Annotated in this window: 24 protein-coding genes; 11 read left to right on the forward strand and 13 right to left on the reverse strand. The window is 64.1% G+C overall.

Annotated elements, in window-relative coordinates:
* Positions 1 to 27: 27 nt before the first annotated feature.
* Positions 28 to 1,428 carry a class II fumarate hydratase gene (gene fumC / locus VGL01_RS24615; RefSeq protein ID WP_331574046.1) on the forward strand — a complete coding sequence of 467 codons (1,401 nt, stop codon included), beginning with the start codon at positions 28 to 30 and terminating at the stop codon, positions 1,426 to 1,428.
* A 58-nt stretch (positions 1,429 to 1,486) separates the two neighbouring features.
* Here the strand turns inward: fumC and VGL01_RS24620 are convergent, their stop codons facing one another.
* Positions 1,487 to 1,990: an acyl-CoA thioesterase gene (locus VGL01_RS24620; protein ID WP_331574048.1), complete on the reverse strand. Its 504-nt coding sequence runs from the start codon at positions 1,988 to 1,990 to the stop codon at positions 1,487 to 1,489.
* Positions 1,991 to 2,077: 87 nt separating this feature from the next.
* Positions 2,078 to 2,212, reverse strand: a complete 135-nt coding sequence (locus VGL01_RS24625; protein ID WP_331574050.1) for a hypothetical protein — start codon at positions 2,210 to 2,212, stop codon at positions 2,078 to 2,080.
* A gap of 184 nt (positions 2,213 to 2,396) precedes the next feature.
* On the opposite strand from VGL01_RS24625, the gene VGL01_RS24630 reads away from it, so the two are divergent.
* Positions 2,397 to 3,119 carry a helix-turn-helix transcriptional regulator gene (locus VGL01_RS24630; RefSeq protein ID WP_331574052.1) on the forward strand — a complete coding sequence of 241 codons (723 nt, stop codon included), beginning with the start codon at positions 2,397 to 2,399 and terminating at the stop codon, positions 3,117 to 3,119.
* Between the two features lie 151 nt (positions 3,120 to 3,270).
* On the forward strand, positions 3,271 to 5,751 hold the full coding sequence (locus tag VGL01_RS24635) for a DUF6600 domain-containing protein (RefSeq protein ID WP_331574054.1): 2,481 nt from the start codon (positions 3,271 to 3,273) through the stop codon (positions 5,749 to 5,751).
* Positions 5,752 to 5,867: 116 nt separating this feature from the next.
* On the opposite strand, the gene VGL01_RS24640 is transcribed toward VGL01_RS24635, so the two are convergent.
* Both VGL01_RS24640 and VGL01_RS24645 read right to left on the reverse strand, forming a co-directional pair.
* The gene (locus tag VGL01_RS24640) at positions 5,868 to 6,839 is read right to left on the reverse strand and encodes a thymidylate synthase (protein ID WP_331574056.1); all 972 of its coding nucleotides are present in this window, start codon (positions 6,837 to 6,839) and stop codon (positions 5,868 to 5,870) included.
* Between the two features lie 101 nt (positions 6,840 to 6,940).
* Positions 6,941 to 8,311, reverse strand: coding sequence for a sigma-54 dependent transcriptional regulator (locus VGL01_RS24645; RefSeq protein WP_331574058.1), 1,371 nt, complete (start codon positions 8,309 to 8,311; stop codon positions 6,941 to 6,943).
* 1,342 nt (positions 8,312 to 9,653) lie between these two features.
* Here VGL01_RS24645 and VGL01_RS24650 point away from each other — a divergent pair.
* Both VGL01_RS24650 and VGL01_RS24655 read left to right on the forward strand, forming a co-directional pair.
* Positions 9,654 to 11,102 (forward strand): sigma-54 dependent transcriptional regulator, encoded by a 1,449-nt coding sequence (locus VGL01_RS24650; protein WP_414720345.1) that lies wholly within the window; start codon positions 9,654 to 9,656, stop codon positions 11,100 to 11,102.
* A gap of 130 nt (positions 11,103 to 11,232) precedes the next feature.
* Positions 11,233 to 11,730: a dihydrofolate reductase gene (locus tag VGL01_RS24655; RefSeq protein WP_331574062.1), complete on the forward strand. Its 498-nt coding sequence runs from the start codon at positions 11,233 to 11,235 to the stop codon at positions 11,728 to 11,730.
* A gap of 7 nt (positions 11,731 to 11,737) precedes the next feature.
* Here VGL01_RS24655 and pmbA read toward each other — a convergent pair whose 3' ends face one another.
* Entirely contained in the window at positions 11,738 to 13,108 is a 1,371-nt protein-coding gene (gene pmbA, locus VGL01_RS24660; RefSeq protein ID WP_331574064.1) for a metalloprotease PmbA, read from the reverse strand.
* A 181-nt stretch (positions 13,109 to 13,289) separates the two neighbouring features.
* Here pmbA and yjgA point away from each other — a divergent pair, with 181 nt between their 5' ends.
* Complete coding sequence (gene yjgA, locus VGL01_RS24665; protein WP_331574066.1) at positions 13,290 to 13,907, forward strand: ribosome biogenesis factor YjgA; 618 nt, start codon at positions 13,290 to 13,292, stop codon at positions 13,905 to 13,907.
* Entirely contained in the window at positions 13,888 to 14,511 is a 624-nt protein-coding gene (gene mog / locus VGL01_RS24670; RefSeq protein WP_331574068.1) for a molybdopterin adenylyltransferase, read from the forward strand. The genes yjgA and mog overlap by 20 nt, the downstream gene beginning before the upstream one ends.
* Positions 14,512 to 14,584: 73 nt before the next feature.
* Here the strand turns inward: mog and orn are convergent, their stop codons facing one another.
* Entirely contained in the window at positions 14,585 to 15,193 is a 609-nt protein-coding gene (gene orn, locus VGL01_RS24675) for an oligoribonuclease (protein ID WP_331574070.1), read from the reverse strand.
* Positions 15,194 to 15,306: 113 nt separating this feature from the next.
* On the opposite strand from orn, the gene VGL01_RS24680 reads away from it, so the two are divergent.
* From VGL01_RS24680 to VGL01_RS24690, 3 genes are read left to right on the forward strand one after another with little or no spacing between them, the layout of a single operon-like run.
* Positions 15,307 to 16,566: a M48 family metallopeptidase gene (locus VGL01_RS24680; RefSeq protein WP_331574072.1), complete on the forward strand. Its 1,260-nt coding sequence runs from the start codon at positions 15,307 to 15,309 to the stop codon at positions 16,564 to 16,566.
* The gene (gene rsgA / locus VGL01_RS24685; RefSeq protein ID WP_331574074.1) at positions 16,563 to 17,504 is read left to right on the forward strand and encodes a ribosome small subunit-dependent GTPase A; all 942 of its coding nucleotides are present in this window, start codon (positions 16,563 to 16,565) and stop codon (positions 17,502 to 17,504) included. Before VGL01_RS24680 ends, rsgA begins: the two co-directional genes overlap by 4 nt.
* Positions 17,505 to 17,532: 28 nt before the next feature.
* Positions 17,533 to 17,856 carry a DUF2007 domain-containing protein gene (locus VGL01_RS24690; protein WP_331574076.1) on the forward strand — a complete coding sequence of 108 codons (324 nt, stop codon included), beginning with the start codon at positions 17,533 to 17,535 and terminating at the stop codon, positions 17,854 to 17,856.
* Between the two features lie 68 nt (positions 17,857 to 17,924).
* On the opposite strand, the gene VGL01_RS24695 is transcribed toward VGL01_RS24690, so the two are convergent.
* The 6 genes from VGL01_RS24695 to rpsP form a co-directional block, all read right to left on the reverse strand.
* A complete protein-coding gene (locus VGL01_RS24695) occupies positions 17,925 to 18,863 on the reverse strand; it encodes a CobD/CbiB family protein (protein WP_331574078.1) in 939 nt (312 codons plus the stop codon).
* A 115-nt stretch (positions 18,864 to 18,978) separates the two neighbouring features.
* The gene (locus tag VGL01_RS24700; RefSeq protein ID WP_331574080.1) at positions 18,979 to 19,659 is read right to left on the reverse strand and encodes a CoA pyrophosphatase; all 681 of its coding nucleotides are present in this window, start codon (positions 19,657 to 19,659) and stop codon (positions 18,979 to 18,981) included.
* A gap of 95 nt (positions 19,660 to 19,754) precedes the next feature.
* Positions 19,755 to 20,135 carry a 50S ribosomal protein L19 gene (rplS, locus tag VGL01_RS24705; protein WP_173258450.1) on the reverse strand — a complete coding sequence of 127 codons (381 nt, stop codon included), beginning with the start codon at positions 20,133 to 20,135 and terminating at the stop codon, positions 19,755 to 19,757.
* A 150-nt stretch (positions 20,136 to 20,285) separates the two neighbouring features.
* Positions 20,286 to 21,053, reverse strand: a complete 768-nt coding sequence (trmD, locus tag VGL01_RS24710; RefSeq protein WP_331574082.1) for a tRNA (guanosine(37)-N1)-methyltransferase TrmD — start codon at positions 21,051 to 21,053, stop codon at positions 20,286 to 20,288.
* Positions 21,054 to 21,099: 46 nt separating this feature from the next.
* A complete protein-coding gene (gene rimM, locus VGL01_RS24715; RefSeq protein WP_331574084.1) occupies positions 21,100 to 21,801 on the reverse strand; it encodes a ribosome maturation factor RimM in 702 nt (233 codons plus the stop codon).
* 60 nt (positions 21,802 to 21,861) lie between these two features.
* Entirely contained in the window at positions 21,862 to 22,116 is a 255-nt protein-coding gene (gene rpsP / locus VGL01_RS24720; RefSeq protein ID WP_173258456.1) for a 30S ribosomal protein S16, read from the reverse strand.
* A 256-nt stretch (positions 22,117 to 22,372) separates the two neighbouring features.
* Between rpsP and VGL01_RS24725 the strand changes: the two genes are divergently transcribed.
* Positions 22,373 to 22,819 (forward strand): NINE protein, encoded by a 447-nt coding sequence (locus tag VGL01_RS24725; RefSeq protein WP_331574086.1) that lies wholly within the window; start codon positions 22,373 to 22,375, stop codon positions 22,817 to 22,819.
* A 15-nt stretch (positions 22,820 to 22,834) separates the two neighbouring features.
* Here VGL01_RS24725 and VGL01_RS24730 read toward each other — a convergent pair whose 3' ends face one another.
* On the reverse strand, positions 22,835 to 23,950 hold the full coding sequence (locus VGL01_RS24730; RefSeq protein WP_331574088.1) for a PA0069 family radical SAM protein: 1,116 nt from the start codon (positions 23,948 to 23,950) through the stop codon (positions 22,835 to 22,837).
* Positions 23,951 to 24,170 lie beyond the last annotated feature (220 nt).

Consider the following 24,170-nt stretch of genomic DNA (forward strand, 5'->3'; position numbering starts at 1 on the left):
TCGATTGTCCAACCGACGGAGCGCTTGATGACCGAGGACGTACGTATGGAACGCGACACATTCGGCGAAATCGCCGTACCGAGCGCCAGGCTTTGGGGCGCCCAGACGCAACGCTCGTTGCTCAATTTCCGGATCTCCACCGAAAAACAGCCGCCCGAGCTCATCGATGCGCTGGCCTTGATCAAACGCGCGGCAGCCGAAGTCAACCTCGAGCTCGGCGTGCTGCCCGAAGACAAGGCGCGCGCGATCATTCAAGCAGCCGACGAGATCATCGAAGGCCGGCACGCGGGCGAATTTCCGCTCGCCGTCTGGCAAACGGGCTCGGGCACGCAAACGAACATGAACCTGAACGAAGTCATCGCCAATCGCGCCAGCGAAATCCTTGGCGGCGAGCGCGGCGAGAACCGCAAGGTTCATCCGAACGACGATGTTAATCGGGGGCAGTCGTCCAACGATGTCTTCCCTACCGCCATGCACATCGCCGCGGCGCTCGGTATCGTCAAGCATCTGCTGCCGCGGCTCGCCGCGCTGCGCACAACGCTGGACGCGAAAGCGAAGGCATTCGCGGATATCGTGAAGATCGGCCGCACGCATCTGCAAGATGCCACTCCGCTTACGCTGGGCCAGGAGTTCTCAGGGTACGTGGCGCAGCTCGAGCACGGCATCGCGCATCTGGAGGCCACCTTGCCGCACCTGTACGAGCTCGCGCAAGGGGGCACGGCCGTCGGCACCGGCCTGAATGCGCATCCGCAATTCGCCACGCGCGTCGCGGCCGCGATCGGACGACTGACCGGGCTCCCGTTCGTCAGTGCCGCGAACAAGTTCGAAGTGATGGCCGCGGCCGATGCGCTCGTGTTCGCGCACGGCGCGTTGAAGACCATCGCGGCGAGCCTCATGAAGATCGCCAACGACATTCGCTGGCTCGCGAGCGGCCCCCGTTGCGGGCTCGGGGAACTGACGATTCCCGAGAACGAGCCGGGCAGCTCGATCATGCCGGGCAAAGTCAATCCGACGCAGTCGGAAGCCGTCACGATGCTGTGCTGTCAGGTATTCGGCAACGACGTCGCGATCAACTTCGGCGGCGCGAGCGGCAATTTCGAACTCAATGTGTTCCGGCCGATGATCGCGCACAACGTCATGCAATCGATCCGGCTGCTGGCGGACGGCGCGCAAAGCTTCAACGACCATTGTGCGGTCGGGATCGAAGCGAATCGCGCGCGCATCGATGCGCTTCTGAACGAATCGCTGATGCTCGTGACCGCTCTCAATCCGCACATCGGCTACGACAAGGCGGCGCAAATCGCGAAAAAAGCGCACAAGGAAGGCACGACCCTCAAGGCCGCGGCATTGGCGCTCGGCTACGTGAGCGAAGCGCAATTCGATGCATGGGTGCGGCCCGCCGACATGGTCGGGCGTAGCGGCGACTGAGCTTCGCCGCGCACGGCAACGCGTGGCGCGAGCGCCGAAGGTGTCGGCGCCGCGCCGCTCAGATCCTGCCTTGCGCCATTTCTTCAGGCTTCAGCTCGACGATAGCGTCGAGCGCCGCCTTCACGTCCATCGCATACTTCGCCACGCGTTTTTGCTCTTCCGTTGACGGTACGAACGGCGGAACAGGAATCGGCGTGCCGTTTTCATCGACGGCCACGAACACGACGAGGCAATCGGTCGTGAGCCGCAGTTGACCGCTTTTCGGGTCGCCCGCATGCACCGTCACATGGATGTGCATGCTGGTGCGGCCCGTGGCGACGACGCGAGCGCGCAGCTCGACGAGATTGCCGACGAGAATCGGGCGCCGAAAGCGGATATTGCCCACGCTCACGGTGACGCAATAACGGCCTGACCAGACCGCCGCGCAGGCATAGGCCGTCTCGTCGATCCATTTCATCAGCGCGCCGCCATGGACCTTGCCGCCAAAGTTGACCGAGGTCGGCTCGGCGAGGAAGCGAAAGGTCGTCTCGGACCGATCGAGCGGGGCGGTGACGTTTGACATCGGGGCTCCGGTGCTGCGGCGAAAGCGCATATTGAAAGGAGCCGATTATACGGGGGCAAAATTCGCGTCGAGGGCACCCGATTGCCGTTACTTGCGAACGGTGACGCCGGTATCGATCGTGCCGTACATCGTGACGCTGCCGCTGCCGCTGCTGCCGCCACCTCCCTGCGCGCATGCCGCGCACAGGCATGCGGCCAACACCGCCGCTATCCATGCTTTCATCGCAAACCACCTCGCTCGCTTCACCGCATGAACTGCGATTCTAGCCGCTTGGGCAACAGCCCTCAGGGTTCGCGGTGCGTTCGAGCAAGCCGCACCTCGGATTCCACATTTCAGCCCGCCCCGAAACGTCGAATGCCATCGGCGAGTAAAGTGAAACCTTCAGTGCAATACGCCGGAGCAATCCATGACCGCCACGTTCACCGACGATCCCCGCGAAAGCGGCCATTTCCCGGGCTTGAGCCGCATCGCGACGCTGCTCGCGGATCCCGGCCGCGCAGCGATGCTGTGGGCGCTCATGGACGGCAGCGCACGCCCAGCCGGCGAATTGACGCTCATCGCAGGGCTTTCGCCGTCGGCCGCGAGCGGGCACCTTGCGCGGCTTGCCGAAGGCGGGCTGCTGGCGCTCGAAGTCCGCGGCCGACACCGCTACTACCGAATCGCGACACCCGAAGTGGCCGCCGCGCTGGAAGCGCTGGCCAATGTTGCCCAGGTCAGCGCGCCGCAACGCACTAGCGTGCGTGCCGCACGGACAGTGCCCCTCGATCTGCGCTACGCCCGCACCTGCTACGACCATATGGCCGGCGAACTGGCGGTGCGCGTGTTCGACGGCCTGCTCGCGAAGGGATGGCTGATCGAGCGCGACGGCGTCGTGGATACGACCGATGCGGGCGACGATGGCTTGCGTCGCTGGGGCATCGATCTGGCGGGGCAACGCACGCGTCGCAGGCGGTTTGCCTGCACCTGTCTCGACTGGAGCGAGCGCCGTGCGCATCTGGGCGGCGCGCTTGGCGCGGCGTTGCTCACGCATTGGTGCGAACGCGGCTGCGTGGAGCGCGCGGAAAAGCCGCGCGTCTTGCGGGTGACTCCGGCAGGCAGGCGCCATTTCGAGGCGATGCTCGCGGCATGAGAAGGCGTGGCGGCGGCCGCAGCAGCGTTCGTCGACATTTTTCGTTACACGGGGCGTGCGCGGATTTACAAAACACCGACCCTTGATACAGGCGATCGCGCTACATTGATCTCACGGATGCCGACACCTTGCACCCGCTTACGAGATCATCATGACAACGCGGACCACCTCCCCTCTCGTCACATTTCATCGGGCGACAGCCTGTGCGCTAGCCGTCGCCGCGGCGCTCGCGGCGCTGCCGCACCCCTCATTCGCGCAGAGCGCCCCGTCGCCCGACGCACCGGTTGCCGGACAAAGCGCCGATCCGCCCGGCCGCGTCGCGCGGCTCAACTACATGGCGGGTACGGTCACGACCGAGCCGGCCGGCGCGACGGACTGGTCCTACGCCTCGGTCAACCGCCCGCTCACGACGGGCGATCAGCTCTGGAACGACGCGAACGCACGCTCCGAACTGCACATCGGGTCGACGGCGGTACGCCTGGGCGCGTCGACCAATCTCGATATTCTGAATCTCGATGACAGCAACGCGCAGTTGAAAGTGACGCAGGGCACGCTTTCGACGCACGTGCGCGACCTCGTACCGGGCTCAGCCTATGAGGTCGATACGCCCAACGTGGCGCTCGCCGTCACACAGCCCGGCGATTACCGCGTCGATGTCGCCCCTGACGGCAGCACGACGACGGTCACCGTCCGGCGCGGCGCCGTCACGGCATACGGCGATAACGGCCAAATGCCGCTCACGGCCGGACAGCAGTTGACGTTCTCCGGCACCAATCTGCAGGTCGCGGCCGAGGATCAACCGCCGCCGCCCGATGCCTTCGACCAATGGGCCGAAGCACGCGACGCCGCGGCGGAACGCTCGATTTCGGCGCGCTACGTCTCGCGCGAGGTTCCCGGCTACGAAGATCTGGATGCCAATGGCACGTGGCGGGATGATCCGCAATACGGCGAAGTCTGGGTGCCGCGCGCGGTTCCGGCCGGATGGGCGCCCTACCACGACGGTCATTGGGCGTGGGTCGCGCCTTGGGGATGGACGTGGGTCGACGATGCGCCGTGGGGATTTGCCCCGTATCACTATGGGCGCTGGGCCTACGCCGGTTCGTCCTGGTGCTGGGTCCCGGGCCCCGTCGTGAGCGCCCCGCCCGTCTATGCACCGGCGCTCGTCGCGTTTGTCGGCGGCGGCGGCAGTGGCTTCAGTTGGAGCGTCGGACTGTCCATCGGCGGCGCACGCTCCCCGGGCGTAGCGTGGTTCCCGCTCGGCCCCGGCGAAGTCTGGCGCCCGAGCTACGGCGGATGGAGTCCGCGGTATTACGAGCGGGTCAATCAGACGGTCATCGTCAACAATCAGCACATCAACAACGTCAATAACATCAACATCACGAACATCCATAACACCTACGTGAACTACCGTGCACCGGGCGCTGTCACGGCGGTGCCGGCGGCCGCGTTCGTACAGGGCCGCGCCGTCGCTCACGTCGCGCAGCGCATCGACCCGCAGCAGCTGCGCAACGCTCAATTCCATCCCGGCGCGCCCGGCATCGCGCCGGTACGTGAGAGCTACGCGCCGGGGTTGCGCCATGCGACCTACCATCCTCCCGGCGCGGCCGGCGAGCGCCCCGTCGTCGCGACGCGTGCCCCGGCAATACCTGCTGTCTACCGCGATCCGCTCGCGCAGCGGCTCGCCCGAAACGGCGGGCAGGTGCCTGGGGCCGGGCGCCCCGTGGCCCACCTCACGCCGCCGGCTGGGGTCGCCTCGCAATTGGCGCACCCGACGGCCAACCCGGGGCCCGCGCGTAACGTGCGCATCGTCGAGCGTCAGTCGCCTGTCATCGAGCCACACCGAGCGGCAAACGAAGCGCACCCGGGCCCTGGTGCGCCAGCCGTCGCGGCGCAAGGCGGTGTTCGGCCCGCGCCGCAACAAGAGCCCCATGCTCCGATGGCGGCTTTGCAACCTCGAGCGCAACCGAGCAACGGCGTGCCGCGTCCGCCGAGCCAGCGCGGTCCGGTCGAAGGTGCGCAAAGCGCCGCTGCGCCGGTACGCAAGGAACCGACGTGGACGCAACCGCACGCGCCCATCGCTCAGCAGCACGGGCCCTCGGCGCAACCCGGCGCGGCCAGGGGCGAGCCTGGCTCACCGCAGCAGCCGGTAGGCGCGCAGCGCACACCGGAACACGGTCCGCAAACGCCGATGGCCATGTCGCGACCTGGGGCGGGTGCCGAGCCGCAAGCATCGCCGCATGTGCCCCAGCCACGCATGGAGCCCCGCTCGCAAGGGCCGCAGGCCGCGCCGCAACCCCGCACCGAAGCGCCTGCGCCGCAGCGTGCGGAGCCCAGAGCGCAGCCACAGCCGCAACCTCGCTTCGAAGAGGCCCGGCCGCAACCGCAGCCGCACATCGAACAACCGAGGCCGCAACCGCAGGCTCGTTTCGAACAACCGAGGCCACAACCGCAACCGCAGCCGCGCATGGAGCAACCGAGGCCACAACCGCAACCGCAAGCCCATTTCGAACAGCCGAGGCCGCAGCCCCAGCCCCAGCCCCACATCGAACAACCGAGGCCGCAACCGCAACCGCAGCCGCACGAGCCTCAGCACCCGCAAGTGCAAGGCCACGAGAACCGCCATCAGGGCTGATTCGAATACCGAGCAGACGAAATGAAGAAGCCCACTGCGGCCACGCAGTGGGCTTCTTTCACTTCGGGCGTATCTCCATGACTCGAGCCGAGCGGCTTTCCCATCGATAGAGAACGTCAAACGGCCATGGGCGCGGTCAACGGCTCGTGATGTCGATAACCGACGAGCGAAAAATCGGATGGCTCGACTTTTTCGAGCCACTCGGGCTCGTAACGCCCGGTTTCGGCGAACGACGGTACGCGCTCGGCGATCGAAAGCGTCGGACTCTCGTACGGCGTGCGCTCGAGTTGCCGCTCGAGCATCGCGAGCTGATTTTCGTAGATGTGAGCGTCGCCGATGAAGTACGTGAACCAGCGCGGGGTATAGCCGGTCAGCCTGGCGACCAGTGTCAGCAACGCGGCACCTTCGGCGAGATTGAACGGCGTGCCGAGCCCTACGTCGTTGCTGCGGATGTAAAGGCAAAGCGAAATCTCGCGGCGCACGACGTTCGGGACGAACTGATAGAGCAAGTGGCATGCAGGCAGTGCGATTTCCTCGAGCACCGCCGGATTCCAGCCGTGAAACAGAATGCGGCGATCGGTCGGATTGCGCATGATCGTATCCAGACACTGACGCAACTGATCGATGGCCTTGTACAGCAGCACCTTCGGGACCCCGTCTTCCTCGAAGCGGGTCACGATCCGGTAGCCGCGCGCGCAGGCATCTTCGATGCGGGCCGACGCGTCCTCGGCAAGGACCTTATAGGCCGGCCACTGGCGCCACTGGACACCATATACGCCGCCCAGGTCGTCGGGTCCTTCCCGATAGGGATTGGCGAGCCACTGAGGATTTTCGTTCGCGTTGGCGTCCCAGACCTTGCAGCCGAGCTCGCGAAAATCGGCTGCGCTGCGGGAGGCCCGCAGAAAACCGATCATTTCGCCAATGGCCGATTTGAATGCGAGCTTTTTCGTAGTGACCGCGGGGAATCCCTGTTGCAAGTCGAAACGCAGCATTGCGCCGGGCATGCTGATGGTGCGGATCCCCGTGCGATTTTCCTGCCAGGTGCCCGTTTCGAGAATCGTACGGACCAGGTCGAGATACTGTTTCATCGAAAGATTCGGCAGGCGGCAGCCTGCGCCGGTTCGCGGTAATACGCGATTCTACCAAGGCGCGCGGATTGGGCCGGTGCTCCGCGCGCCCGGCTACCCGGTCAACTCGTCAATCGCTGCGAACCTTGGTGCACTTCGATGTGACGCATGCCGTGCGAGCTCAGCAAGCGATAAAGCGTCACGCGCGATATTCCAAGCTCTTGCGCCGCATCGCCGAGACGCCCGCGATGACGCAGCAGCGCCAGCTCGATCGCCTGCCGCTCGGCCGCCTCGCGCGCCTGCGCGAGTGAGACCGGTACCACGTCGACGTAATCGGCGAGCTCGAGATCGCTGGCCGTAATCAGCCGCCCTTCCGACATGACGATCGCGCGGCGCACGCGGTTGATGAGTTCGCGTACATTGCCGGGCCATCGATAGTTATGCAGCGCGGCGATCGCATCTGGCGAGAACCCGCGCAGACGCCGGCTCGCATCTTTCTTGAAGCGCTCGAACATATGCTGCGCAAGCAACTCGATATCCTTGCCACGCGCGCGCAACGGCGGCTCGTCGATTTGCAGCACACACAGCCGATGATAAAGGTCGGCGCGAAAACGGCCTTCCAGCATCGCGCGATGCATATCGACGTGCGTGGCCGAGATCACGCGTACATCGACGGGCGTGGCTTCATGGCCCCCCAGACGCTCGACATGGCCTTCTTGCAAAAAGCGCAGCAGGCTCGCCTGGCTTTCCAGCGGCAGGTCGCCAATCTCGTCCAGAAAAAGCGTGCCGCCGTGCGCCGCTTCGATACGCCCGATCTTGCGTTGGTTTGCGCCCGTGAACGCTCCGCGCTCATAGCCGAACAGTTCCGATTGCAACAGGTGCGGTGGAATCGCGCCGCAATTGATGGCCACGAACGGCTCCGTGCGCCGCGTCGATCGTTCGTGGATGGCAACGGCCGTCAGCTCCTTGCCGGTTCCGGATTCGCCCGAGATGAAGACCGGCGCGTCCGTCATGGCGACCTTGTGGATGGCGCGGAAAAGCTGGCGCATCGCTTCGCACGACCCGATCATCTGACCTTCGCCCACACGCGTGGCGCCTTCCTCTTCCGCCTGGGCGAGCACGACCATGCCGTACGCATGGCCTACAGAATCGGCGACGCGCCGCGCATCGGACGGCATCGTCACATAGTCGAAGCAATAGTCGCGCACGAGACGGCGCAACGCCGTGTCCTGTAGCTGACCGGGCGCGGCCGCGGCTACCCAGCCGATGCGCGGCGCGGTCAGGCAGGCTTCGAGTGCACCGATTTCCTGCTCGTCGAATTGGCTCGACAAGTCGAGCAAACCGCCCGCCGGTTCGCCACTGCGCATCGCGCGGCGGGCCTCGCGTGCGTTCGCGACTACATCAACATGCCAGCCGCGTTGATGGAATTGCGCACTCCATTGGGCATTCGCATCCCGTGTAACGTAAATCAATTGCCGTGTAGCGGGTTCCATTGACCAACCCTCGTTTCAATGACGAATAGTGCCGGCGGCGCAGGCCGAAAATATGGCGTCTTCGCGCTAACGACTTACCGACGACTCGGAAGTCTGCCGCTCTGTCCTCTCCGTGAAACTACGGACCCCGAAACAAATTATTAATAGCATTGGCCGTTGCATCAGCCTTATTCGCGGAATGAGACTGCTTGCTAAGCTTACTATAGGGGCCTCGGCTTCGGATCGGGACGCATGTAACAAATTGGAAACACCGTTATCGCGCACGTCGGCATGCGCCTTTCCGAAACGTCCCTTCTTTCCTTTAACCGCGTCGCGTGGCTGTTTTGCGACAGGGCGCTTCTTACCCGATTACAATTATCAATACGGCATTTTTTCCGTTCGTTTCATTGCTGAAACAATCCAGCTTCATCTCGGCCGGCGCGTTGCACGAGACGCAATGGAATGCCAATTCCCACAAGGATCTCGCCCTCATGGCACGGCTTTCGCTCTCGTTCGCTTCGAGAACGGAGGCATCGTCATGCATGTGCATCGCTTCGCACCTCCACGCGAAATGGCGTGCCCCCCGGTGCCCCGGCTCGCTGATTCGAGAGCCGCACGATTCCCCGTCGGCGCGTCGACTCATTATGTGACGCTGTGGGACGAGTTCGCACGTCCGGCACCTATTCCAACACCGGCGCCGGCGCCAGCCGCGGGAATGTCGCGTGGGCAGGCGGTGGCGGCAGCACCGCGGCGTCCGTATGGTTTGTGCTCCGTCCCCCGGCGGGCACTTTTTTAAACGGGCAAGCGATCCGGCGCGCAACGCATCCGCCGGATCGCGAGACCGCCGGATGACCGCAACGGCAAGCGTAGACCGCGTGTCCCGATCGATGCCCCCGCGCTATGTCGGCCTTCGCACATTGCATCGCGGTGGCGGATGGTCCGCACATCCGAAGCGCGTCGATATGTGCGCAAGACAACGCGCGTTTCCGTTCCGATCCTCATAGGCTTGCAGACATACGGCAAGGGTGAACGAGCGCTGGGATCAGTCGGCGTTTGGATAACCCGCCGCAACAAGGACCACGAACAGGGCAGTCAGCCGGCGCTCGCAAACGGAGGACAAGCACGTCTGAGCGGCGTCGCAAACCGGGGGAAGAATCATGTCAACGATCTCGACAAGAGACGCGCGGCATCGTCAGCACAAAACGCATGCCGCTGCACATCGGCTCGCAGCGCACACGCTCCGGGTCGATCGGTGCGCGCAGGCGCGCTCGCTACGCGCGTCGCGATATCCCCTCCATTCCATGTCGAACCACGCGGGGACATCGTGCGCGAAACCACTCATCTGAGCCCTGCTGCGCCACTGATGGCCAGCACGTCCGCCGTGTCGAGCGTGCACGCGAGGGGCGTCGACATGAACGAGAAGAACACGCGAACGCTCATCTATGTGGCGCAAACGCCGGACGACTCACTCGTCGCGCATCTCGCCGGCGTCGGCTGGAATGTGCTCATTGCGCGCTCGGCAAGCGAGGCTGGGCGGTACGCACGCCCGGATCTTCCCTACGCGGGCCTCATCGACGTCACGCGTCTCGCGTCGCGCGATCTCGCCGCGCTCGAGCCGAGTTTGCGTCAGCAGCACATTGGCTGGATCGCGCTCGCGAATGCACAGCGGCTCGACGAGCCAGAGGTGCGTCGCCTGATCCGGAATTACTGCTTCGATTACGTGAAGCTGCCCGTCCCGCATGCCAGCATCGACTACCTGATCGGCCACGCGTTCGGCATGGTGACGCTTTGCGACCTCGATATGGTTGCCGGCCTCGCATCGGCTGGCGACGACGAGATGGTCGGCACCTGCGAGGCGATGCAGCAGTTGTTTCGGACGATCCGCAAAGTAGCGAACACCGATGCCGCAGTGTTCATCTCCGGCGAATCGGGCACCGGCAAAGAGCTGACGGCACTCGCGCTGCACGAGCGCTCGCCGCGCCGAAAAGCGCCGTTCATCGCGATCAATTGCGGTGCGATTCCTCACCACCTGCTTCAGTCGGAACTCTTCGGCTATGAGCGCGGGGCTTTTACGGGAGCGAACCAGCGCAAGATCGGACGCGTGGAAGCCGCGCACGGGGGCACGCTGTTTCTCGATGAAATCGGCGACTTGCCGCTCGAAAGCCAGGCGAGCCTGCTGCGCTTCTTGCAGGAAGGCCGGATCGAGCGGCTGGGCGGGCGCGATTCGATCGCCGTCGACGTGCGGGTCATCTCCGCAACGCACGTCGATCTCGAGCAAGCCATGCAAGACGGCCGGTTCCGGGCCGACTTGTTCCATCGCCTCTGCGTCCTGCGCATCGACGAGCCGCCGCTGCGCGCGCGGGGCAAGGACATCGAAATCCTCGCGCATCACATGCTGCACAAGTTCAAAACCGACAGCGCACGCAGAATTCGCGGCTTCGCGCCATCGGCCGTCGAGGCGATGCACAACTACAATTGGCCCGGCAATGTACGCGAGATGATCAATCGCGTGCGGCGCGCCATCGTCATGGCCGAGGGCAAGCTCATTTCCGCGCAGGATCTTGGCCTCGCGCAGTTCACGGCGCAAGAAACGACGACGCTCGCCCAAGCCCGCGACGACGCCGAAAAACGCGCGATCGAAGCAGCGCTGCTACGGCATCGGAATCGGCTCAACGAAGCCGCGATCGATCTGGGTATTTCGCGCGTGACGCTCTATCGGTTGATGGGCGCACATGGGCTGCGCGAGATACCGGCGCGCGAAAAGGACGAGGCGGCGAATCCGTCGGCCACGGGCGACACTTCCGGCGATTGAAGGCGATCGAAACCAGGCAAAGAGCGGCAGCATGATGCCGCACACGGCGCGCAGCACACGACGCTGCGCGAGCGGTGAGCGAGCGTCGCGTAAAATCGCCACACCTTGGCTTTCGGTTTTTAGCTTTTCGATGACGACGCTGACCATTCTGGTCGCTCGCGCCCGCAACGGCGTGATCGGCCGCAACAACCAACTCCCCTGGCACCTGCCCGAAGATCTCGCATTCTTCAAGCGCACGACCATGGGCGCGCCCATCATCATGGGCCGAAAAACGCACGAATCGATCGGCCGGCCGCTGCCCGGTCGTCGCAATATCGTCGTAACGCGCGACGCAACGCGTCGATTCGAAGGCTGTGAAACGGCGACGGGCATGCAGGAGGCATTGGCGCTCGCCGCCGCCGGTGGCGCCCCCGAGGCGTTCCTGATCGGCGGCACCGAGCTTTACAAAGCGGGAATCGCGCTCGCCGACAAACTCATCGTGACCGAGATCGCAGCCGAGTTCGAAGGCGACGCGACGTTTCCGGCACCCGATCCCGCGCAATGGCAGATCGTGTCGCGCGACACCCACCGCAAGGAGGGTGACGACGGCTTCGACTACGCGCGCGTCGTTTACCGGCGCATCGGCTGAGCCGCCTTCACTGCCCCGCTACCGTCATTTGTTCGATGAGCACCGAGCCCGTCTGCTTGGTGCCGCGGACGATCGTATCGGCGCCGATCGCCACGATATTGCGGAACATCTCCTGTAGCGTGCTAGCGACGGTGATTTCCTCGACCGCGTACTGAATCTTGCCGTTTTCGACCCAGAAGCCGGACGCACCGCGCGAATAGTCGCCTGTCACGTAGTTGACGCCCTGGCCCATCAATTCGGTGAGCAGGAGGCCGGTGCCGAGCTGCTTCAGCATGGCCTCGAAGTCGTGCTCGGGGCGGGTGGCCGAGCTCGCGAGCGACAGGTTGTGCGAGCCGCCGGCATTGCCCGTCGTTTGCATTCCGAGCTTGCGCGCGGAATACGTCGACAGGAAGTAGCCCTCCACCACGCCGTCTTTCACGACGGCGCGCCGCTTCGTACGGACGCCTTCCTCATCGAAGGGGGCACTGCCCATCGCGCGCGGCAAATGCGGCTCCTCGACGATCTGCACATGCGGCGCGAAAACCGGTTTGCCCAGACTGTCGACGAGAAACGATGTCTTGCGATAGAGCGCGCCGCCGCTCGTCGCCTGCACGAACGCGCCGAGCAGGCCGGCGGCCAGCGGCGCTTCGAACAGGACCGGCACCTTGCGCGTATCGATGCGCCGCGCGTTCAAGCGCGCGAGCGCCCGCTGGGCCGCGTACCGGCCGACCGCTTCGGCAGGCGCAAGCTCCTCGGCGCTACGCTTCGAGCTGTACCAATCGTCGCGCTGCATGTGGCGGCCGCTGCCCGCGATCGGCGCGCAGGCGACATAGTGGCGCGAATAGGGATAGCCGGCGAGAAAACCGCGCGTCGTCGCCAATACGAATTGCGAATGCTGCGCCGACACGCTCGCGCCCTCGGAATTGCGAATCTGCGGATCCGTGGCGAACGCGGCGTCTTCGGCGCGGCGGGCAATTTCGACGGCATCCTCGGCGCTCAATTCCCACGGATGATAGAGATCGAGATCCGGCGGCGAAGTCTCGAGCAGCTCCGCTTCGGCGAGACCGGCGCAGTGATCTTCCGCGGTGAACCGCGCGATGTTGTAAGCGGCTGCGACCGTGTCGCGCAGTGCCTGCTTCGAGAAATCGGACGTGCTCGCATTGCCGCGCTTGGCGCCGATGAAAACGGTCACGCCTACCATCTTGTCGCGGTTGTGCTCGATCGTTTCGACCTCCCCGCGCCGCACCGATACCGACAAGCCGTCGCCTTCCGAGATTTCGGTCGCGGCATCCGTCGCGCCAAGCGATTTCGCGTGCCGCAGGATGTCCGACGCAATCTCTTTCAATTCGTCTTGCGTATGCGGGAAAAAGCGTTCTCTGGTTTCGGTGTCCGCTGCCATCGTCATTGCCGTCCGGTATGGATTCCATCGTTGCGGCGCCCGCACTGCCGGCGTGCGCCCGGGATTACGCCTCGTCGTACCCCGCGATCATATCAAGGTCCGCGTCCGAGGACGTTGCCGCGATGCGTTCAGGGATCGCCCGCCGGGGTCACGGCTGGCGCGTCGAGCTACAATGGCGCGCATGACACGCAAAACCCGTATTCAGCCGATCGAGACGCCCGATGCCGGCCTCGACGAAGAGACCGGCTACGATCGCCCCAGCAAATCGCAGTTGAAGCGCGAGATGCTCGCGCTGCAAACGCTCGGCGCCGCGCTGGTCGAGTTGCCGAAAGACGCGCTCAAGCGCATGCCGATGCCTGAGGACCTCGCGGATGCCGTGCTCGCGGCACGCCGCATCACCGATCACGAAGGCAAACGGCGCCAGTTGCAATATGTCGGCCGGGTCATGCGCTCGCTCAACGACGACGAAACGGCGGCGCTGCGCTCGGCGCTCGATGCCTATCGCGGCGTGAACAAGGCCGAGACGGCGAAGCTTCACTGGATCGAGCGGGCGAGGGAGAAACTGCTCGCGGACGACTCGGCCCTGACCGAGTTTCTCCGCACGCATCCGGGCGCGGATGCGCAAGCCGGCCGCACGCTGATCCGCAACGCCCGCAAGGAAGCGCGCGAGGGCAAGCCGCCGCGCTATTTCCGTGAGTTGTTCCAGTGGATCAAATCGGCGAGTGAAGCAGGCGGAGCCAGTGACGACGCGGGCCCGGCGAACACCACGGAAGACGACGATGACGACAATCACGCGTAATCACGCCGACGAAATCGTGATCGGCCTGGTCTCGGTGAGCGATCGCGCGACGAGCGGCGTGTACGAGGACAAGGGCATCCCGGCGCTCGAGGCATGGCTCGAAAGAGCGATCGTTTCGCCATGGCAAGCGGTGAAACGGCTGATCGCGGACGATGCGCCGGCCATCTCCGCCACGCTGATCGAGCTCGTCGACGAGCTCGGCTGCGACCTCGTCTTGACGACCGGCGGCACGGGCCCCGCCCGACGGGACGTCACACCCGAGGCGACGCTTGCGGTCGGCACGCGGGAGATGCCGGGCTTCGGCGAGCAGATGCGTCAGATCAGCCTCAATTTCGTGCCGACGGCGATTCTCTCGCGGCAAGTCGCCGTGATACGCGAGACGCCGTCGCATGCGGCGCTGATCGTCAATTTGCCGGGGCAGCCGAAGTCGATTCAGGAGACGCTCGAGGGCTTGCGCGACAGTACGGGCACGGTCGCGGTGCCCGGCATTTTCGCGGCGGTGCCGTACTGCATCGATCTGATCGGCGGCCCCTATGTCGAAACGAACGCCGATGTGGTCGCGGCGTTCCGGCCGAAGAGCGCGCAGCGGCCCGCGCGCGCATGATGTCCGACGCCCGGGCCCATCAGGCGGCTAAGGCGGCTAAGGCGGCTAAGGCGGCTAAGGCGGCTCAGGCGGCTCAGGCGCCTTCGACGGGAGCGCTCGGCGAAACGACGAGGAAATGCTGACGGTAGTACTTGAGTTCGTCGATGGACTCGTGGATGTCCGCGAGCGCCGTATGCATCGCGCGCTTCTGAAAGCCTTTGTAGACGGTCGGCTGCCACCGCCGGCACAGTTCCTTGAGCGTGCTCACGTCGAGATTGCGATAGTGGAAAAAACGCTCGAGCTCGGGCATCCAGCGCGCCATGAAACGGCGGTCCTGGCAGATGGAGTTGCCGCACATGGGGGATTTGCCGGGCGGCACATAAGCGGCGAGAAAGGCGCGGATCTGCTCGGTGGCGGCGTCCTCGGTGACCGTCGACGCGCGCACCCGCTCGATGAGACCCGAGCGCCCGTGCGTGTTCTTGTTCCAATCGTCCATTTTGTCGAGCGTCTCGTCGCTTTGGTGAATCGCGAGAACGGGCCCCTCGACGACCTTCTCGAGCGTCGAATTGGTGACGACGACCGCGATTTCGATGATGCGGTCGGTATCGGGCTCGAGCCCCGTCATCTCCATATCGAGCCAGATGAGGTTCATCTCGCTGCGGACGAGCGCCGGCTCGCCGACGGGTTCGACAATTTCAGTCATGAAAGCAGTCCTGGTTACGGAATAATTCGGGGCGTACGCCCGTGTGCGGGTCAGCCCACTCGCCCTTTCGGCGAAACCCTATAATTCTCGCATAGATACAACGGACTTCCCCGATGCCCTCTTTCTACTTCACCGTCGTTTTCGCCGTCACCGTGCTCGCCATGGTCGCGACGAAACTCTGGCTCGCCTCGCGCCAGATCCGTTTCGTCGCGGCGCATCGGAGTGCGGTGCCCAAGCAGTTTGCGGGCACGATCACGCTGGCCGGCCATCAGCGCGCAGCCGACTATACCGTCGTGCGCACGCGGCTCGGGATGATCGAGGTCGTCGTGGGTGCCGCGCTTACCATCGCGCTCACGCTGCTCGGCGGCGTCCAGGCGCTCAACGTGGGCGTATCGGGCCTGCTCGGCCACGGTTATCTCGCCCAGATCGCGCTGGTGGCGCTCGTGATCGGCATCACGAGCGTCATCGATATACCGTTCGACTACTATCGGCAGTTCGTCGTCGAGGAGCGCTTCGGCTTCAACCGTATGACGCGAGGCATTTTCTTCGCCGATCTGGCCAAGGGAACGGCGCTCGGTGCCGCATTCGGCTTGCCGCTTCTTTTCGTCGTGCTCTGGCTCATGGAGCAGGCGGGCGCCCTCTGGTGGCTGTGGGCCTGGATCGTGCTCGTCGCCTTCCAGTTGGCCGTACTCGTGCTCTATCCGACGCTCATCGCTCCGCTGTTCAACAAGTTCGAACCGCTGACGGACGAGGCGCTCAAGAATCGCATCGAGGCGCTGATGCGCCGCTGCGGGTTCGCGGCCAAGGGGCTCTTCGTGATGGATGGCAGCCGTCGCTCCGCGCACGGCAACGCATATTTCACCGGCTTCGGCGCCGCCAAGCGCATCGTGTTCTTCGATACGCTGCTCGCACGTCTGAGCGGCAGCGAAATCGAAGCCGTGCTCGCGCATGAACTCGGCCATTTCAAACGCCGGCACGTCGTCAAACGCATGGTCGTGACGTTTGCAATCAGCCTCGCTTTGCTTGCGCTGCTGGGCTGGCTTTCGCAGCGCACGTGGTTCTATGAAGGGCTCGGCGTCACGCCGTGGCTCGCGGCCAGCAACAATGGCCTCGCGCTCGTGCTCTTTTTCCTGGCGCTGCCCGTGTTCCTCTTCTTCGTCACCCCGCTCGGCAGCCTGAGCTCGCGCAAGCACGAGTTCGAGGCCGATGCGTTCGCGGCCAGCCAGACCGATGCGCGAGAGCTCGTCAATGCGCTCGTCAAGCTGTACGAGGACAACGCTTCCACCCTGACGCCGGATCCGGTCTACACCGCGTTTTACTACTCGCACCCACCGGCATCGCAGCGCATCGACCGCCTGCTGCGGCACGTATGACGGCCCCGCTCGCCAAGCCGGCGCGACATCCGGAAGTCGGCCAGCGCGCCGAGGGGCTCGTCATCGCGGCTCATGGACGCCACTATCTCGTCGCGCCCGGCGGAGATACGCGCGCCATGGTGCAATGCTTTCCGCGCGGCAAAAAAAGCGAGGTCGCTGTCGGCGATCGCGTCGTCTACGAGCAGAGCTCGGCCGATCAAGGCGTGATCGTCGAAATCGGCGAGCGTCGCAACCTGCTCTATCGTTCCGACCAGTACAAGTCGAAGCTCTTCGCCGCCAACCTGGACCAGTTGCTGATCGTCCTCGCGACCGAGCCGCACTTCAGCGAGGATTTGCTGGGACGTGCGCTCGTCGCGGCCGAAGCGAACGAACTCGCGCCGCTGATCGTGCTCAACAAGACGGACGTCGAGCGCGCGCTCGCACCGGCGCGGGCCCGGCTTGCGCCATACCGTTCGCTCGGCTACGACATTGTCGAGCTGTCGATCAAAGCGCGGCCGGACGAAGCGCGCGAGAGGCTCAGCGCGAGACTCGCGGGGCATGCGACGCTACTGCTCGGACAATCGGGCATGGGCAAATCGACACTGGTGAATCTGCTCGTGCCGGATGCCGAGGCGGCCACACGCGAAATCTCGACGGCGTTGAATAGCGGCCGCCATACGACGACGTTCACGCGTCTTTATCCGCTACCCGGCGGAGGGGCGTTGATCGACTCGCCGGGCTTTCAAGAATTCGGCCTGCACCATCTGACCGAGGGCCGGCTCGAGCGGGCATTTCCGGAATTTCGGCCATTGCTGCCGCATTGCCGCTTCTACAACTGCCGTCACCTGCATGAACCCGGCTGCGCGATTCTCGAAGCCGTGGCCGCGGGCCGGATCGCGCGCGAGCGCCACGCGCTGTATGCGCAGCTCGTGCACGAAGCCGGCCAGATCGTTCGGTAGCGACATACCGCCCCGCCAAGGTCTGTCCATGCTCAAGCTGACGCTCGCTCCGAACGCCGTAACGGGTCAACATTGGGTGAACCTGCTGAGCATCGCCGGTATCCCTTGCGAATTGCACAACCGCTATCTGAACGGGGCGCTCGGGGAAATCCCGGCGGACCAATGCGCACCCGAGCTCTGGCTCGTCGATGAGCGCGACGAAGCATTGGCAAGAAAAATTATCGAAGCGGCGATCAGCGGCCCGCCTGCCGGCAGCTTGCCGTGGCGATGCGCGAAGTGCGGCGAGACGCTGGAAGCGCAGTTCACGCAATGCTGGCAATGCGGCGCGTCACGCAGCCTTGACGAGCAGTGAAGTCCAAGCCGTCGATGCGCGGCGCGGCCCCGCCGCGGCCCGCCGGCGCTGGCGATCGATAGCGCCGATCAGCCCAGCCAGACGGCGATCGTCAGCATGAGCAGCAGGATCATCCAGAGGATGACGGCTCGCCAGACGAGCCCGACGGCCGATTGCAGCGTCCGCGGCGTGCAATCGTCGCCAACGAGAATGGGACCGCCGTCGGGCGCGACGAGCGCATCGAGGCTCGACGGTTCCGCAAGCGGCCCCGCGAGGCGCGCGCCGAGCGCGCCGCTGCCGGCTGCGAGCAACACGCCATCGTTGGCGTCCGGCCACTGGCGCGTGTGATTGCGCCATGCATAGATCGCGTCCTCGAAATTGCCGACGATGGCGAAGCCAAGTGCAGTGAGGCGCGCCGGCACCCAATCCATCACGAAGAACACGCGCTGCGCGAATGTCCCGAAAGCCACGGTCCGCTCTCCAGCCGGTACGGACCAGGCGCGGGCAAGATATTCGGAAACACGGTACAACACCGCACCTGCCGGTCCGATGGGGATGAGAAACCAGAAGAAGACCCCGAACACATGGCGATGCGAGGCCACCACCGCGTGTATCAGCGTGTGCCGGACAATCTCGCCGACGGGCATGTCGACCGTCTCGATACCCGTCCATTCACTGAGGATTTCCCGCGCGCGCGGCACATCGTCATTATTGAGCGCTAGATGGATATCGGTGAAGTAATGACTGAACTGCCGAAAACCCAGCGTGAAATAAACGATGACGACGTTCCAGAGAAACGCCAGCGCGAAACTGATTCGATAAAGGAGGTAATAGACGGCGCCGACGGCGAGCGTCCATGGAAGGACGACGACCAGCCATGCCAGTATGCCGTGCTTTTTCTTGCCCGCGTCGAAGCCCTGAGCGGCCCATTCAGCATGATATTGAAGCAGTGCGAACACCGGATTGTTCGGCGACAGCGCACGTAGCTGTTCGATGACGAGAGCCAGTAATACGGAGAAAAAGGTCATGCGACGCGCCGTACCAATTCAAGTTATTTGCATTTGTCGCGTAACGATAGCACAGGGCCGCCTGTAGGGCGTGCGCGCGACACGAAAGTCGTCGGATTGCCAGGTACGCTCGTCCTCACGCCAGTAAAAAGCGATAGAAGTTGCGCAGCATGCCTGCGGTGGCGCCCCAGACGAAATAGTGACCGCTGGTTCCCGGCCGAGGATACGGCATCGAAAAGAAGCGGCGCTCGCCGCCCTCCCATCGCAGCAATCGAACTTCGTGATGCGCAGGATCCATGAGAAATGCAAGCGGGACCTCGAAAATCTCCGCGACCTCGAGCGTATCGGCTTCGACGCTAAACGGCGGATGCACGAGTCCGACCACCGGTGTCACGCGAAAACCCGTGCCGGTCAGATAATCGGGTAGTGCGCCGAGGATTTCGACGCGCTCCGCCGCCAACGACACTTCTTCCTCGGCTTCGCGCAACGCCGTAGCGATCGCATTCTCGTCTTCCGGTTCGCGTCTGCCGCCGGGAAAGCTGACCTGGCCCGCATGGTCGCTCAAGTGATCGGCCCGCTGCGTCAGCAACACGGTAAGACCTTCGTCGCGCGCGACGAGCGGCATGAGGACGGCGGCTGCGCGGGGATCCCCCGGCTCGCGCCAATTGACATCGGTCGGCTCGGGTGCCCAGACGAGGCGCTGGGTAAAGCGCGCACGCAGTCCGTCGGGTGTCAGTCGCTCGGGCGGAACGACGGGCAATTCGGCACCCGTGGACTCGATTGGCAGCGCCTCGGGTTCAAAGACAGGACGGATCAAAGGGGCCTCTCACAGGCGATCGACGCAATACCGATATTTTGGACCGACAAACAAAAAAGCACCCGGACGGGTGCTTTTTCTTACAGCTCTTACGCTCAGGAAGCAGCGCGGTCCTTGAAGACCAGCTTTTCCTTGATTCGAGCCGACTTGCCCGAACGCTCGCGCAGGTAGTAAAGCTTCGCACGGCGCACGTCGCCGCGGCGCTTGACGACGATGCTCGCCAACAGCGGCGAGTACGTCTGGAACGTACGCTCGACGCCTTCGCCCGACGAGATCTTGCGAACGATGAACGACGAGTTCAAGCCGCGGTTGCGCTTCGCGATCACCACGCCTTCATAAGCCTGAACGCGCTTGCGGTTGCCTTCCACGACGTTCACGTTGACGATCACCGTGTCGCCAGGGGCGAATTCGGGGACGGTCTTGCCGGCGAGCACGCGCTCGATCTCTTCCTGCTCGAGTTTTGCAATCAGATTCATCACTGACTCCTTAAGCCATCTTGTCGGCGTTCTGCCGGCCCGAGCATCCGAGATGCACCGCGCGCGGCCCCGATAGAGGATGGGTTCACACCTGGTGCCGATCATATCGCCCGGCACCGCCTGCCCCCGCCATCGTCGCCTCGAACCTTCTCAGGTTTTTGGAGATGTCTTGGCAAGGGTTGCGAGCCATGCCTCGTCGGCACGGCTCAACATCTTGTTGCGCCTCGCGCGCTCGATCAAATCGGGCCGCTTGGCCGCGGTATTTCTCAGCGCCTCGCGGCGGCGCCACTGCTCGATTTCAGCGTGATGTCCGCCGAGCAGCACGTCCGGCACACGCATCCCGTCGTACTCTTCGGGCCGCGTGTAGTGCGGACAATCGAGCAGTCCGTCCACGAAGCTGTCTTGCACCGCCGATTGTGCATCGTTGAGCACCCCCGGCAGATGACGCACGACGGCGTCCATCAAGGCCATCGCCGGCAACTCCCCACCCGAGAGCACGAAGTCGCCCAAACTGATTTCCTCGTCGACGCAGCGCTCGATGAGCCGCTGATCGATCGCTTCATACCGACCGCAAAGCAACACGAGCCCGGGCTCGCCGGCGAATCGCATGACACGCTCGTGGTCGAGGCGTTTTCCCTGAGGGGACATCATGACCACACGCGTGCCGGCAATGCCTTGCGCCGCCTGCGCCGCTCTCGCGGCGCCGATTGCGGCCTCGAGCGGCTTGGCCAGCATGACCATCCCCGGGCCGCCGCCGTACGGCCGATCATCCACCGTACGATAGTTGTCGGTCGTGAAATCGCGCGGATTCCATGTGCGCAGACCGAAACGCCCTTGTTTCACGGCACGGCTGGTAATGCCCCACTCCGTCACCGCACGGAACATTTCCGGAAAGAGCGTGACGACATCGAACTGCATCGCGCTCCCTTGTCTCGATCGAGCTCGGTAATCGCTCAGTAATCGCTCAGTAATCGGTTTGCCAGTCGACAACGATGCGTTTTGCCGTCCGGTCCACCGTTTTCACATACACACCGACAAACGGGATGAGCCGCTCGCCGTTCACCGGCTGGCCGTCCTTGCCAACCGACGGATATTCGACCCGCAGGACCGAATGCGCACCGTTGTCGATCAAGTCGGCAACACGGCCAAGCGCTTCGCCGGCCTCGTTGACGACGTCGAGGCCGACCAGATCGACCCAATAGAACTCGTCGTCGTTATCGAGCACCGGAAAATCGGCTCGGCGCACGAACACGCTAAAGCCACGCAATGCCAACGCGTCGTCCCGGTCGGCCAAGCCCGCGAGATGCGCGACGACACTATCGCCATGCACCTTGGCCTGAATGGTTTGGCCAGCCTTGCGTTCCCGCCCCTTGGCGAGCCACCAGGACTTCGCGTGAATCAACGCTTCGCCGCCTTGCGCGCCACCGGCGTGCGGAGCGATTTTGACCCAACCTTTCAGCCCGTAGGCATCGACGATAGCACCGACTTCGACCGCGTCATCAGGCCAATTCCCTGTCTCGGCGACCGCCCGCGGCTGCTCGCCAGCCTCTACCGCGCGTTCGGGCGGCTTTCGCACGAATGCACCGAACGGCGACGCCGCGTTGCTTGCACCTGGCTTCGAACGCGGCTTGGGGCTCGAGGGCCCGCTCGAATCATGAGCCGGCATGGAGATTCCTCGGTCTCACGAACGGTCCGATGTCACGTCTGCAAACCGCGAAAACCGCGATCAAGCAGCCGGCTGCGCCTTTTGCGCTTGCTTGACGAGACGTTCGACTGTCGGCGACAGTTGCGCGCCCACGCCTTGCCAATACGTCAGACGGTCCTGCGCGATACGCAGCGATTCGCCCTTCGTGGCGACGGGGTTGTAAAAGCCCACGCGCTCGATGAAACGTCCATCGCGACGGCTGCGCGAGTCAGTTGCAACGATGTTGTAAAACGGGCGCTTCTTCGAGCCGCCGCGAGCCAAGCGGATGATGACCATGCTGTAATCCTTGAAATCCGGGGGTTCGGAACCACTGAAACGCTCGATTATAGCGGGAAATCGAAACCATAACAAACACTTACGCAGGCGCTTGCCATTGGCCGCCTCAACGGCGCCCCGGCCCGTCACGGAGCGTAAAATGCGCTTCGCAGCAGGCTGCCGCCGCGCATGCGCGCGATATCGGCACGCTGAACATTCGACCGCATTCAATAGCCCAACCTCTTGCCACGCTATGTCAGGATCTCATTCCCGCAGCATGCAGCGCTTTCGCTCCAAGACGCTTACGGCGACGCTGGCCTTCGTGCTCGGCGCTCTCGGCGCGCATCGCTTTTATCTCTACGGCGCGCGTGACCCGTTCGGCTGGGCTCATCTGTTCGGAACGCTGCTCGGCATACCTGGCATCTTGCTGCTCGTTGCGACGATGCGCGCTTCGACTCTCGGATGGGCGCTCGCAGTGCCCGGCGCAGTGTCGCTGCTGGCCGCGTTCCTCTCGGCAATCGTCTATGGCCTGCGGCCCGACCACAAATGGGATGCCCAATTCAATGCAGGATCGGACCAGCGCAATCGCTCAGGCTGGGCCGTCGTGTTCGTCGTTATCTTTTCCCTTTTCATCGGCGCGTTGCTTTTGATGGCAGGCCTCGCTGTGACATTCGAAACCTATTTCGAATCGCACGGCGATACGGCCAAGTCGCTCGAACAGTAGCCGGGGCGGCCGCGGTTAAAAAAGGCTCAGTTGAGCGTTCGGCGCCACGAGCGGTTCCGGCGTTTTGAACTGGGACATATCGAGAATGCCGTGCCGCCGCTCGTTGAGTCCCAGCCGCTTGACCGCTTTGTCGAACCGCTGCTTGAGCAATTGCGCCCAGGCACCCTCGCCTTTCATGCGGTGCGCGAATGAAGCGTCGTAATCCTTGCCGCCACGCATGTCGTGAATGCGCGCCATGACGCGATCGGCGCGCTGCGGAAAATGGGCTGCGAGCCATTCCTTGAAAAGCGGCGCCACTTCCCAGGGCAGGCGCAAGACGATATAGCTCGCGCTCGTTGCGCCCGCCTGCGCGCACGCCTCCAGCACGCGCTCCAGGTCCGGTTCGGTCACGAACGGGATGACTGGCGCAACGCTAACGCCGACCGGGACGCCGGCGTCACTGAGCGTGCGGATCGTACGCAGCCTGCGCGCCGGTGTGGCCGCACGCGGCTCGAGCGTACGGGCGATCTCCGGGTCGAGCGTCGTGACCGTTATTGCGGCCATCACTTGCCCGCGCGCGGCCATCGGTGCGAGCAGATCGATGTCACGCTCGATCAATGAGGACTTCGTTATCGCCGCGAACGGATGCCCGTATTCGTGGAGCGTTTCGATCACGCGCCGAGTGAGAAGCAGTTCGCGCTCGACAGGCTGGTATGCATCGGTGTTCACGCCAAGCGCGATAGGCTCGGGGATGTAATTCTTTTTCCGCAGTTCGCGCTGCAGCAGTTCGGGCGCATTGATTTTTGCGTAGATCCGGCTTTCGAAGTCGAGGCCCGGCGACAGACCTAGATAGCTGTGAGTCGGACGGGCGAAGCAATAGATGCAGCCGTGCTCGCAGCCGCGATAAGGATTGAGCGAAACGCGAAACGGAATATCCGGGGAAGCGTTGTGCGTGAGAATGCTTTTCGCGCGTTCCTCGAAAACCTGGGTTTTGAGAGGCGACGTGCCGCCGTCTTCGCTGTCGGGCGCCCAACCATCCTCGAACGCTTCCCGTTCGTCGCGCTCATATCGTCCCTGAATATTCGTGACAGCTCCCCGGCCCTTACGGGGCGCCGTGGGGGCAACGGGGTACTCATCATCACGCATGTCCATGATGACATGTTTTACTGTATATCCATACAGTACGTCAAGCGTTTGCGATGTCCGGCGCCAGCGATCGCGATCGGTTCGCCCAAAGCAAAAACCCCCGGCTGCGCGATGGCGGGCCGGGGGTTTTCATGCACGTTGCGTAGGTCAGAGTGGGCACTGAGGTGCGCACTCTGCCTGGCAGAGGGAGCCTGACGATTACCTACTTTCACACGGGCAATCCGCA

The organism is Trinickia sp., from assembly GCF_036503415.1.
Taxonomy (GTDB): Bacteria; Pseudomonadota; Gammaproteobacteria; order Burkholderiales; family Burkholderiaceae; genus Trinickia.